The organism is Neokomagataea tanensis (assembly GCF_006542335.1).
In the GTDB taxonomy this organism is placed as follows: domain Bacteria; phylum Pseudomonadota; class Alphaproteobacteria; order Acetobacterales; family Acetobacteraceae; genus Gluconobacter; species Gluconobacter tanensis.
Genome location: NZ_CP032485.1, coordinates 2,199,189 through 2,211,007, shown reverse-complemented (window position 1 = coordinate 2,211,007; position 11,819 = coordinate 2,199,189). Strand labels below are relative to the sequence as shown.

General features: G+C 48.7%; 11 protein-coding genes. 8 read left to right on the top strand and 3 right to left on the bottom strand.

Annotation, left to right across the window (positions count from 1 at the left end; genetic code table 11):
• The first annotated feature begins 177 nt into the window (after positions 1-177).
• The 8 genes from pxpB (at position 178) to D5366_RS09915 (ending at position 9,435) form a co-directional block, all read left to right on the top strand.
• Positions 178-861, top strand: coding sequence for a 5-oxoprolinase subunit PxpB (gene pxpB, locus D5366_RS09945; RefSeq protein WP_240775248.1), 684 nt, complete (start codon positions 178-180; stop codon positions 859-861).
• A complete protein-coding gene (locus D5366_RS09940) occupies positions 858-1,844 on the top strand; it encodes a 5-oxoprolinase subunit C family protein (protein WP_141493452.1) in 987 nt (328 codons plus the stop codon). Before pxpB ends, D5366_RS09940 begins: the two co-directional genes overlap by 4 nt.
• Entirely contained in the window at positions 1,841-2,608 is a 768-nt protein-coding gene (locus D5366_RS09935; protein ID WP_141493450.1) for a LamB/YcsF family protein, read from the top strand. Before D5366_RS09940 ends, D5366_RS09935 begins: the two co-directional genes overlap by 4 nt.
• A gap of 8 nt (positions 2,609-2,616) precedes the next feature.
• Positions 2,617-3,531, top strand: coding sequence for a DMT family transporter (locus tag D5366_RS09930; RefSeq protein ID WP_141493448.1), 915 nt, complete (start codon positions 2,617-2,619; stop codon positions 3,529-3,531).
• A complete protein-coding gene (locus D5366_RS09925; protein ID WP_141493446.1) occupies positions 3,528-4,757 on the top strand; it encodes an MFS transporter in 1,230 nt (409 codons plus the stop codon). Before D5366_RS09930 ends, D5366_RS09925 begins: the two co-directional genes overlap by 4 nt.
• A gap of 352 nt (positions 4,758-5,109) precedes the next feature.
• Positions 5,110-7,779: a glycoside hydrolase family 3 C-terminal domain-containing protein gene (locus D5366_RS09920; RefSeq protein WP_141493444.1), complete on the top strand. Its 2,670-nt coding sequence runs from the start codon at positions 5,110-5,112 to the stop codon at positions 7,777-7,779.
• A 65-nt stretch (positions 7,780-7,844) separates the two neighbouring features.
• A complete protein-coding gene (locus D5366_RS11815; protein ID WP_170211081.1) occupies positions 7,845-7,997 on the top strand; it encodes a hypothetical protein in 153 nt (50 codons plus the stop codon).
• Positions 7,998-8,472: 475 nt separating this feature from the next.
• Positions 8,473-9,435 carry a metallophosphoesterase gene (locus D5366_RS09915; RefSeq protein WP_240775247.1) on the top strand — a complete coding sequence of 321 codons (963 nt, stop codon included), beginning with the start codon at positions 8,473-8,475 and terminating at the stop codon, positions 9,433-9,435.
• A gap of 63 nt (positions 9,436-9,498) precedes the next feature.
• Here D5366_RS09915 and D5366_RS09910 read toward each other — a convergent pair whose 3' ends face one another.
• The 3 genes from D5366_RS09910 to D5366_RS09900 are packed head-to-tail and all read right to left on the bottom strand — an operon-like array spanning position 9,499 to position 11,794.
• Positions 9,499-10,512 (bottom strand): hypothetical protein, encoded by a 1,014-nt coding sequence (locus tag D5366_RS09910; protein ID WP_141493440.1) that lies wholly within the window; start codon positions 10,510-10,512, stop codon positions 9,499-9,501.
• Positions 10,509-11,435: an ABC transporter ATP-binding protein gene (locus D5366_RS09905; protein WP_141493439.1), complete on the bottom strand. Its 927-nt coding sequence runs from the start codon at positions 11,433-11,435 to the stop codon at positions 10,509-10,511. Before D5366_RS09905 ends, D5366_RS09910 begins: the two co-directional genes overlap by 4 nt.
• Positions 11,432-11,794 carry a GntR family transcriptional regulator gene (locus D5366_RS09900; protein ID WP_141493437.1) on the bottom strand — a complete coding sequence of 121 codons (363 nt, stop codon included), beginning with the start codon at positions 11,792-11,794 and terminating at the stop codon, positions 11,432-11,434. Before D5366_RS09900 ends, D5366_RS09905 begins: the two co-directional genes overlap by 4 nt.
• Between the last annotated feature and the right edge of the window lie 25 nt (positions 11,795-11,819).

The following is an 11,819-nucleotide window of genomic DNA, read 5'->3' as shown; positions in this document are numbered from 1 at the left end:
ACTGTTCGTTGCGATGATGTTACTGTTTCAATAAATGCCTCGCCAAGACACCCAAGGCGCCCTTAGGAGCATTTTCAGCAATTATAAGATTATGCGATATCACCAAAGGGCCATCCACCACTGGAACTGACCACCCAGCTATCTTTACGCTTATGTATCGACACCACAACGCGGCGTATGCCGCTTCGCTGGAGAAAGTGTTCATTGGAGAAGCCACCGACCATCAGTATGATTGGCACACGCGCCATGCTCTTCGAAGCACCGGGTGCCTTTAGTATGCCTGCGCAGCGCCGTATATGGGCGCTGATGGATGCCGCTGAGAGCCGAGATGATGTGGCTGAAACCATTCCCGGTGTTACAAATTTGATGCTGGTATTCAAACAGCCCCCTGAGCGTATAGAACCTTTAATAGAATGGCTTTTAAATGCTTGGGCCACGCTTCCTGAGCGCCAAATTGAAGGACGGCACTTTGAGATTGGCGTCAGCTATGGCGGGTCCTACGGCACGGATTTGTTGCACGTCGCCGCACATTCACAAATGAACCCAGAAGACGTCATCGCCTTGCATCTCGCAGGTAGCTACACTGTTTGCGCTGTCGGTAGTGCACCCGGGTTTGGCTATTTACATGGCCTAGACCCACGCATTGCAACCCCTCGCAAATCGGTACCGGCGCTTAACATGCCTGCTGGTACACTCACCATCGGTGGGCCTCAAACTGGTATAGCCGCCCTGACCGGCCCCAATGGGTGGAACGCCATTGGCTTCACTGACATTGCTTTATTCGACCCGACGCGCGCCCAACCTTCCCTCTTTGCAATCGGAGATCGGGTACGGTTCATCGCTGAGAGAATTGATTTGTGATCACTGTCCTTGAAACCTCTGCTCTAAACACAGTGCAGGATACCGGTCGGCCCGGCCACAGGCAGTCTGGCGTTGGTCTTTCTGGAGTAATGGACCCAGTTGCTTTGGCAGTAGGGAATGTTCTGCTCAATAATAACTTAAATGCTGCATGTATAGAAATTCAGACCTATCCGTTTGCTGTACGCTTTGAAAACGATCGCAGCTTTATTGTTACTGGCACGACTGCGCCGCTTACTCTCGATGGAGTAACCATCCTCCCATGGTCTGTTGCACATGCTCGGTCGGGACAAGTGCTCAGAGTAGCACCACCCAATGACGGAATGCGCGCTTATCTTTGCCTCTCTGGCGGTATTAACGTGCCCGTTATGCTCGGTTCACGAAGCACGCAACTGCGCGGCAGCTTTGGCGGTTTGAACGGTCGTTCCCTTGAAGAAGGAGATTCTTTGCCACTGTTTGATGGAGAGTTTCTAACAGGCTACGGAGCCATACCTCCCAAATCTGCTTTGTGTACATTCGGTCAAAGCGAGCCAAAAACCGTCACATTACGCGCCATTCCTGCGACGGATCACGATTGCTTCACGCCTACATCTCAGGCCAGTTTCTGGTCCGATTCTTGGCGCATCACACCCAACAGTAATCGCGTCGGCTACAGGTTGAGTGGCCAATCACTACAGACTAAAGAACCCATGGAACTGCGCTCCTACGGCATTGTCCCCGGTATTATGCAGGTGCCTCCAGCAGGCGAACCAATCGTGCAAATGGCGGATGCCAATACGGTAGGTGGCTATCCCCGTATAGCGACCGTTATTGAAGCTGATTTGTGGAGATTAGCACAAGCACGGATCGGTCATTCCATTCGCTTGCAAAAGTGCACCCATGCGGAGGGGATCGCAGCCAGCAAAGAGATCACTTCGTATCTAAACGATCTTCGCATGATGGCCGGATTTTATCGCCGCTCACAAGCACGCAAAGGCATTGTATGAAAATTGATCTAAACGCCGACATGGGCGAAGGTTTTGGGCGGTGGCACATCGCTGATGATGACGCATTGATGGACATAGTATCATCTGCAAATATTGCATGCGGCTTTCATGCTGGTGACCACGTTATTATGGACCGCATAGTACGCACTGCCAAAGCGAAAGGGCTCGGCATTGGTGCCCATCCGGGACTGCCTGATTTGGCAGGGTTTGGACGCCGTGTAATGCCCGTAAGTGACACCGAGTTGGAAGCAATGGTCGCTTACCAAATCGGCGCACTACAGGGGGTTGCAGCCCGGCATAACCACCGTGTAACGCACGTTAGTTACCATGCTGCACTCGGCACAATTGCGAATGAAGACCCTGAGCGCGCGTTGCGTCTCGCGCGCGTTATCTACAGCCTTGATCCAGATCTAACCCTATTCGTCATGCCCGGACAGGCAAGCGTCAAAGCTGCTGAAAAAGTAGGATTGCGCACACAAGCATTATTTCTCGCAGATCGTGCCTACACCGCGAAAGGAACACTTGTACCTCGCGGGCAAGTAGGGGCCGTTATTCATGATACAGCGATTTTAAGCACGCGTGTACGTCGCTTTTTGGAAGAAAAGACCGTTCTTACTATTGATAACACTCTGCTTTCCATGGAAGCGTCTTCAATCCTCGTCCATAGCGATACGCCCGGAGCAGTAGATTTGGCGCGTACAATCCGTGATCAAATTATCGCTTTAGGGGGCGAGATCACACCTGCATATCGCCTAATTTCCTGATCATCGCAATGAAACACAACCTCCAACGCGGCGCGCTCTTTCTTACGATTGCTACATGTGTTTTGGCTCTTCTCAATGCTTTACAGAAAAAGCTGGGAGGACAACTCACGGCGCTTGAAATTGTCTTTTTCCGAAACTTATTTTCTCTACCCTTTGTACTATTTGTTGCACGTCGCACGGGCGGAACTTTACGCACCCAGCATTTCGGTCGCCACGTTGCGCGATCCGGTTTCGGGCTGCTGAGTATGGTGATGATCGTCTACACAGTCACCCACCTTCCCCTCGCCGAACAGCAAGCTCTTTCTTATACACAACCGCTGTTTCTCGTACTTCTATCCATTCCATTGCTGGGAGAGCGGCCGTCCATTCACCGCTGGGTTGCCGTTGGTATCGGGTTTACGGGTGTCCTGGTTGTCGCTGCCGGCAAGGGGCTTTTTCAAACGACGGACGGAATGCAGTTCGCTGCCTTGATCGCGTTGGCTCAGGGAGCTGTAGGCGCTCTCACGACCATGCAAATACGTCAACTTTCAGCCACAGAAGCTAGTACCACCATTACGCTGTGGCAGGCTATTTTGATGACACTCGCCACCGCTATACCGTTGCCTTTTATTTGGGTCACACCTTCAGCCTCTGCGTGGTTGCCCCTCATTTTTATAGGTGTCTTCGCAGGCCTCTCTCAAATTTTACAAACTGAAGCTTTTGCTTCTGCGGAAGTTTCAGCCATTGGACCATTTACCTATACTGGCCTGTTTTGGGCTGCTTTGATTGGATGGTTCGCTTTTGAGGAACCTCCCGGTATCGCTACAATTGTTGGCGGAGCTCTAATCGTTAGCGCCGGCATCTGGATGCTGCGTCATGATCGTCACCCTACTCCAGCGGAAGTCTTACCTTCTCTCTCCCAGACAAATGGACAGCCCGAATGACGACTGCTTTTTTGCAACCAAAAGCAATGCCACGGCAGGTTTTCTTTCTGCTGATTTTCATCATGTATATGATCAGCTACGGAGACCGCGCCGCTTTATCTATTGCTTTACCAGATTTAGGACGAGAATTTTCGCTTAGCTCTATTCAGATGGGTTGGGTAGCTTCAAGCTTTATGTGGTCCTATTTTATATTGAACCTGCCTTCCACCATGCTACTCGATCGTTACGGAGCGCGCAGGGTCGGTAGTTTGGCGGTAGGTCTCTGGTCCGTGGCAATGATGCTCGGAGGTATTACCCAATCGCTAGGGCAATTTTTATTCACACGCGTACTTCTTGGTGCCGGCGAAGCACCAACATTTGGCGTAGGTGCCACAATCGTCCGACACTGGGCAAAGCCTAGCGAACGCGGATTGGTCATGACAATCCTACTCACGGGCATGCAATTAGGCTTAGCTGGCGGCACATTAGCAGGCGCAACGCTGATCTTTCATTTTGGGTGGCGTTTTGAATTTGTGGCTTTAGGAGCTGTGGGGCTAATATGGGTATTAGCGTGGTGGGTTTTATATCGTGACAAAAACAACCAAATATCGGCTTCTAATAAAAAAATTATCACATTAAAGCAAATACAGTCGCTTTTTAAAGCCCGCTCATTTTGGGGTATTTTGATAGCACAATGTACGCAAAATTACCTAAATTTTCTCGTTCTTTCGTGGTTGCCGGTGTATCTCATACACGAACTGCACATCAGCGTTACGGGCGCGGGAAGTCATACTGCTACCTGTTATTTAATTGCAGCCGTGTGTGCTATTTTTATTGGTAGAATTGCTGAAAAAATAGCTTTTTTGAGAGGGGCAATACCAAAACGCCGCCGTTTCGTAGTAGCGTTTTTCTTTCTGGGAGCTGCGAGCATAGGGCTTCTCCCTTTTTATCATTCTGTTACGCCAATACTTATATTACTATCGATTTCACTATGCTGCCTAATATCTGCAAACGGTTCCAATACGGCGCTCTTAACGGAGTTAATCAGTGACGGCAGTAAAATTGGCACTGTCACAGGGGTTACTTTAACTTTTAGTAATGGGCTTGGGCTTTTGGCACCAATCGCAACTGGATATATAGTAAATTACACGGGCCGCTTCGATGCCGCTTGGTACATAAGCGCAGCAAGCCTTATTTTTGCAGGAATATTATCCACTATATTAGTAAAAGAAGAAATAGAAATATAATATCTTATGGTTTTAGGTAATTTTAAAATTTATCTAAAGCCATATTATATTTAATATATAACTAATTTTATATTCCACGATAATATAAAATAACATTACCTCACTTATACGACGTACTATTTGGTACAATTCAACAGACGGTTTGCGCAGCATTCTTAAAAACCTCAAAATAAGAGACGATATACGAATTTAGCAGCCCCTCCCCCAAGCCCAGTGCCCTAAAAACTAGATTGACATTGTATAAAATATTCGAATTATTAATTTCGATATCGATATTTATAACGCTTTTTTTGCTTATACACGTAACCCACTCGGTCTTGATGACCCAGTTGCCATGCAGGACAGACTCACAATGAAACATCGGATTTCACGAATGCTTTGCGCTGCCCTACTAGGCAGCACCAGCTTACCACACGCTCACGCATCCACCACAAAGCCTGCTTTCCTAGACGTCAGCTTATCTCCCGAGCAGCGCGCCGCCGACCTTGTGAGCAGAATGACCCTCGAAGAAAAGGCATCACAACTCGTCAATCAAGCGCGTGCTATTCCCCGACTAAACGTTCCTGCTTACGATTGGTGGAACGAGGGCTTGCACGGTGTTGCACTGCCAGGCGCCACTCAATTTCCAGAACCTATTGGACTTGCAGCTACGTTTGACACCAACGCCATTCGCGATGTGGCTACTATTGTCAGTACAGAAATGCGTATTCTTAACAAACAAGCTAACAGCCGCAAAAATGGCGCAAGTGGTTTGTTTGAGGGACGCAATCTGTTTGCGCCTAACGTGAACATCGACAGGGACCCACGCTGGGGGCGCGGTCAAGAAACTTATGGCGAGGACCCAACCCTGACGAGCAGTATGGGAGTTGCGTATATTGAGGGTCTACAAGGCACCGACCCGCATTACTACCGCACTGCAGCAGTTGCAAAGCATTTGGCCGTTCACAGTGGACCGGAAGCGACACGCCGGTGGGTCGATATCAAAGCCAGTAAGCACGACATGCTTGATACTTACTTACCAGCATTCCGCGCGGCAGCCATTGACGGCAAAGCCGCTGGCCTGATGTGTGCCTATAGCTCACTGAACGGTGAACCTGACTGCGCCAGCCAATACCTTCTGCAAGACCAGATGCGCGGTAACTGGCATTACAATGGCCTGATGGTAGCTGACTGCGATGCCGTGACGGGCATTTACGTAGCCCATAATTTCACGCCTGATCAGAAATCTGCAACTGCGCTGGCAGTAAAGCGCGGCGTCGATAGTGAGTGTATCAATTACTACGGTAAGGTCGACGGAGATGGAGATTATCGTCCCTATGTGGACGCTGTCCGTGCGGGCTACCTCAGCGAAGAAGCTATCGATAAAGCTGTAAAGCGCCTCATGGTTGTTCGTATACGTACAGGAGCATTTGATCCAGAATCATTGGACCCCTATTCAAAGATCGATCCTAAAGAACTCGACAGCGTAAAACACCGACAGTTTGCACGTGACGTTGCTGCATCGTCATTAGTTTTGCTCAAAAATAACGGTATACTACCACTTTCACCGACAAGAAAATTGAAGATTTCAGTTGTAGGCCCCCTCGCTGACCAAACGCGCTACATGATGGGCAATTATAATGGCCGACCTAGCCACGCTGTCTCAGTACTAGAGGGTTTAAAGAAAGCCTTCCCACAAGCCGATATTAGCTACGAACCTGGCACCCAATTTTTACGTAACGATGCGGTTCCTGTGCCTTTGCAATTTTTGACCCACGACGGAAAACCAGGCTTGCTGGCACATTATTACGTTCACCACAATGTGGGTGACGACGAAGTCGGCCAAACGCCACTCACTGATCGGATGGAGCCGACTGTCAGCCTGTCCCCAGCTACCCTCCCCAAGGAAACCACGGGCAAAATCGACCTAAGTGTTAATTGGGATGGTACTTTGACAGCACCAGAAAGTGGTTTTTATCGCCTCGGGTTGGAAGGCGATGGTGTACTACAGGTTGTTGTTGACGGTCAGCAGGTTGCCTACGACGACTGGCAAGGCAATGGCATGGAGCGCCGCCTTGGCAAAATCAGGTTAGAAAAGGGCGAAAAATACAAGCTACATGTGCATTACGCTCCACTAGCGCACTCCATACCCTCAGCCCATCTAATTTGGACGCGCTTCGACGATAGCAAAACAGATCCAAAAGCTATTGCAAACGCCCGCGCCGCCGATGTTGTTATTGCCGTGGTTGGGCTAACCTCAGAACTTGAAGGGGAGCAAATGAATATCGATGAGCCGGGTTTTCATGGCGGAGATCGTACGTCACTGGACCTCCCTGCGCCTGAAGAAAACTTGCTCAAGGATGTTGCTTCTACAGGAAAACCTCTTGTCGTAGTTCTCGCGAATGGTGGAGCTATGAGTGTTAACTGGGCAAATGAACATGCTGGGGCTATAATTGAATCTTGGTACGCAGGTGAAGAAGGCGGCACTGCAGTAGCCAACACTTTATCTGGGGCTAATAATCCATCTGGTCGTTTGCCAATTACGTTTTATAAAAGCGTTGATGACCTTCCGCCATTCGGCAATTACTTTATGAATAATCGCACATACAGATACTATACTGGAACTCCGCTTTTTCCCTTCGGCTATGGCTTGAGTTATACGCACTTTGAATACAGCAACTTGACCCTGCCGGCAGCTCCGCTCACTGCTGGTGAGTCCTTGAACGTCACCGCAAAAGTTACAAATACTGGCAAATTGCCCGGTGCAGAGGTTGTACAACTTTATCTTAGCTTCCCTAAGATAGACGGCGCCCCACTACGAGCTTTGCGTGGATTCAAACGCGTCTGGCTGAAGCCAGGACAGTCTGAAGTCGTACGGTTTTCGCTCGACGCTCGCCAGCAAAGCATGGTCACTGCTGCTGGTCAGATTATCGTACCCAATGGAACATACAGCCTGAGTATTGGCGGAGGTCAGCCTAATACAACGGCACCGGTCACGATTGGAAACTACGAAGTAAAAGGTAACGCTCAAATCCCAGAATAACGACACGCTGGAGGGTAAACCAAACACAAATTTACCCTCTCCCCCTCATTCAAAGGACCATTCTGATGGCGACACGTCGCAAACGTCTAACATGCGGCCTTTTTGCCGATATTGTGGGGCATGCTGGGTCAGATCACCCTCGTAAAGTTGATATTTCCACTGCGCCACAACAACCTTCGGAAGGACCGGCCCTTGTGCCTCCAATGCAAGCGGAATAGTTGGAACAGATTCACCGCCACCATTACCGAAACCTAGGCGCTTGAAACTGCAAAAATCATGGCGGGAAAGTACTGTCGTCGGTCTATTTAATATTTACCAGACTATTCGATACAAAAATGTACATTTGGTAATTTAATGGATAATAATATACTTTTATAAATATATTATATATATCTTCAAAATTAATTATTAAATAAGTCAAAATTGCAGCCATTATGAAGCTGCTTTATCCAATAGGAATTATTATGTATATGGTTGAACTCAATGGTTCGGATATATTTATACCCTTCCGAGGGAAAAATAACCTAGGACACTGTTCGCGTGCATCTGATTTTCACTGCCCCGTGTATTTTCATTATTTTTAACTGGCTTTGGCCATTGCCTATCCCATATTGGTTAAAATTTCTATTAGCGATCCTTTTACTAATAGGATCACAATACCACCTCTGGGCTCGGCTTTCTTCAGGCACTCCTATGCTGCCGGAATTCCCTAGGTTTTTAATTCTTACTTTTAACTGGTTGTTTGGTGCGATTACCTTCCTTGCTTTTTTCCAACTCGTTTTGGACACAGCAACGCTCTTTTTTGTAATTTCTTACAGACATAGCATTTGTATTCCAGTTTTTTTTCGTGCGACGATTGGCTTGCTTGCAGCATTTTTGAGCGCATGCGCCGTATGGAACGCAACACGCCTTCCCAAGCTACGAAATATCGCTGTCGCGATCCCTAATCTCCCTCCAGAATTCGAAAATTACACCATATTACAACTCGCAGACCTACACCTGACCCGCCTCTTTCCTACTGCTTGGGCCGAGAAAGTTACTATTTTAGCTAATGCAAAACATGCTGACCTCATTGTCATTACAGGCGACTTTATTGACGGCCCTGTCTCCCTTCGTAAAAGCGATATTGCACCGCTAAAAAGACTGTATGCGCCAGACGGCGTATTTGCCGTTCCTGGTAACCACGAGTATTATTTTAATTATCAAGAGTGGCTGACACACTTAAAAAGCTTAGACATCACCATGCTACTCAACGAGCACACCCTGCTAACGAGGGGTGATGCTACCCTCGTTTTAGCTGGCGTTACCGATCTTTCTGCTGCACATCATAACGAACAGCCACCGAACCTGGACGCCGCACTCAAAGATGCCCCGGCGGCACCAATCGTGCTTCTTGATCACCAACCAAGAAATGCAGTGGAAGCCGCAAAGCGTAAAGTTGCCTTACAACTCTCTGGCCATACACATGGTGGAATGATACCCGGCCTTGACCGCCTTGTGGCACGCGCGAATAACGGCTTTGTCTCAGGACGTTATACTGTTGGCGCCATGCACCTTTATGTTAGCAATGGAACAGGTATTTGGGCTGGCTTCGCTCTACGCCTTGCTAAGCCCCCCGAAATCACCTGTTTCCAATTAAACCGTACAGAAAAGTAATATTGAAACCAATAATTTTGAAACTGTGCTCGCAGAACCTGCCCATAGGCTTTGCGAGCTTTTTTAGAGTGGGCCAGCTTTACGACGCAAATAACCCGCTACTATGAGAGCAAAAATACCAACTATAAAACTTACAAACATTGCGCTCGAATGTGCTCCCAGCACGCTCCAAAACTCATTATTCACTCTAATTTTAGACGGCATTTTTTCTCTGAGTGCTGTGATATTGGGAATGTGCGATAGTCCATTCCACAGCCGGACAATAACAAATTCACCAATCCATTTACTTTCTACATACTGCCCGATCGCCCTGATAATTCGTGATGTCCCGTTAGCTATGGCTTCAACCGCACTCACGAGACCTAAGACCACCCCAAGCCATAGAAGCGGATAGGAACGCACTATACCTGACCATAACAGCAATAGCGCCCAAATAGGGAACCACCATAGGACCATTAAAACGGCAAACTGCGGCAATACCTCAAACCAAGAGAGCAAGAAAGAAAACAGATTTCCCCACGTAAGAAAAAGCGAGCCCATCATGCTGTTCTTTAAGGCAAAGCACCCGCTAATGATTCCACTCGTCAGCGTGACAAGCAGCAGTTGAGCGCAGAAAACAACGAACGGAATTCCAATGCAGCAAAACAGTATTCTTGCCAACACAACAGCACTCTCAGGCATCGGCAGAGATTTCCAGAACAAAATGCTCTGATCTCGTCTGTCACGCAAGAAACCTGAACACGCATATACACACGTCACAATTAGACCTGCAAGCGGTGCGACCCACGCCGCCGTGAGCCCAACTATTGAGAGGAGGGCGAACCTCCCTTCAATACTGTTATCCATCTTCTCGTTTATTTGTACACCATTTCCATTAAGTTGAAAGTAGGTCAAATGCATCGTGATTGGATGGCCCGAAACCAACGCTACAACCGCATGAACAATTTCTACCACAATGGCGATTATTACAGGAGCGAGCGTCATAACCAATGGCGTCATCCATAGCCCGCGATACTGTTGGAACTCTTTACGAAGTTCACAACAAACTTGTTGCGAAAATAGCCCAGCCCTGCTCATTGCTTATTTTCCTTCACGGTATGACCCCACTCTCCCACACCTGCCGTTTCTGGCCGTGCTGCTTCCATTAGTCGAACCAACACATCCGCCAACCTGGGAGAACGAACTTCCCCTAAGAGCCCTATCATCTCAGCCGTAACTCCCGCAGGCTTGGCTAAATCAAAAAGGAAATGTCCTTGGCCTAACGAGCGCCACTCAGCCACTGGCCCCAGCCTCATCACTTCTTCTTCGCGCTCAGGCTTGGCCCTAAGCTCAAAAAAACGCTCTTCCAGTGCATCAAGCGCTTCTTGGAAAACAATTCTTCCCTCAGACAATACAACTACATCTGTCAGGATATGCTCAATTTCTTCCACTTGATGCGTACTAATAATAATAGTCCGTTCTTCCGAAGCAAACTCCTCCAGAAGTGTTCGGTAAAAAGTAGTACGGAATACCAAATCCAACCCTAGCGTCGGCTCATCAAGGACCAGCAAGCGTGCGTCAATTGCCAAAACAACTGCCAGATGAAGTTGAACGACCATGCCTTTCGACATTTGCCGGACCTTCATTTTGCGGCTTACTGTCGTACCAGCGAGAAAACGTTCTGCTTTCGTCCGATCAAAGCGCGGATGCACTCCCTGAACGTAATCCAATATCTGCGCTGCATTCATCCATCGCGGCAGGATCGCTGTGTCTGCTATAAAGGTGATGTCTTCCATCATCTGACCGCGCTGCGTCCATGGATTTAACCCATTGACGCGCAAATCACCCTCAGCCCCCGTGAGTCCGGTTATAGCGCGCAAAAGCGTTGTTTTACCTGAGCCGTTCGCCCCAACCAACCCGACAATTCGTCCCATTGGAATTGCGAGATTAATGCCTTTGATCCCACGCCCACCTTTATAACAACGCGTGACATCTCTCGCTTCGACACACAAATTCGTCATGACCTTGTCCCTTCTTTTGCCAGCAATTCAACCGGGTCCAGTCCAAGCCTACGAATTGTGGCCAGCGTTTCAGGCCACTGCACCTCCAAAAAGCGTTCCCGCTCCCGTGTGATAAGACGCTCGCGCGCACCTTCAAGCACGAACATACCAAGGCCACGCCGCTTTTCGGCCAACCCATCATCAAGGAGGGCATGCAAGGCTTTCATGGCCGTCATTGGGTTGACCTGACAGTCAGCAGCAACCTGACGAACAGAAGGCAGCGCTGCCCCCTCTGGAATGGCGCCATCGAGTATTGCACGCACAATCCTATCACGTATCTGAACGTAAATTGGTACCGACTCATCCCACGCATCATTCATCCCAACCCCCGTGTTAGCAGTCAGT

Excerpts from the sequence above, each read along its gene's own strand:
- pxpB (WP_240775248.1), top strand. The coding sequence starts at position 178 with ATGCCGCTTCGCTGGAGAAAGTGTTCATTGGAGAAGCCACCGACCATC.
- D5366_RS09935 (WP_141493450.1), top strand. The coding sequence starts at position 1,841 with ATGAAAATTGATCTAAACGCCGACATGGGCGAAGGTTTTGGGCGGTGG.
- D5366_RS09930 (WP_141493448.1), top strand. The coding sequence starts at position 2,617 with ATGAAACACAACCTCCAACGCGGCGCGCTCTTTCTTACGATTGCTACA.
- D5366_RS09925 (WP_141493446.1), top strand. The coding sequence starts at position 3,528 with ATGACGACTGCTTTTTTGCAACCAAAAGCAATGCCACGGCAGGTTTTC.
- D5366_RS09920 (WP_141493444.1), top strand. The coding sequence starts at position 5,110 with ATGAAACATCGGATTTCACGAATGCTTTGCGCTGCCCTACTAGGCAGC.
- D5366_RS11815 (WP_170211081.1), top strand. The coding sequence starts at position 7,845 with ATGGCGACACGTCGCAAACGTCTAACATGCGGCCTTTTTGCCGATATT.
- D5366_RS09915 (WP_240775247.1), top strand. The coding sequence starts at position 8,473 with ATGCTGCCGGAATTCCCTAGGTTTTTAATTCTTACTTTTAACTGGTTG.
- D5366_RS09910 (WP_141493440.1), bottom strand. The coding sequence starts at position 10,512 with ATGAGCAGGGCTGGGCTATTTTCGCAACAAGTTTGTTGTGAACTTCGT.
- D5366_RS09905 (WP_141493439.1), bottom strand. The coding sequence starts at position 11,435 with ATGACGAATTTGTGTGTCGAAGCGAGAGATGTCACGCGTTGTTATAAA.
- D5366_RS09900 (WP_141493437.1), bottom strand. The coding sequence starts at position 11,794 with ATGAATGATGCGTGGGATGAGTCGGTACCAATTTACGTTCAGATACGT.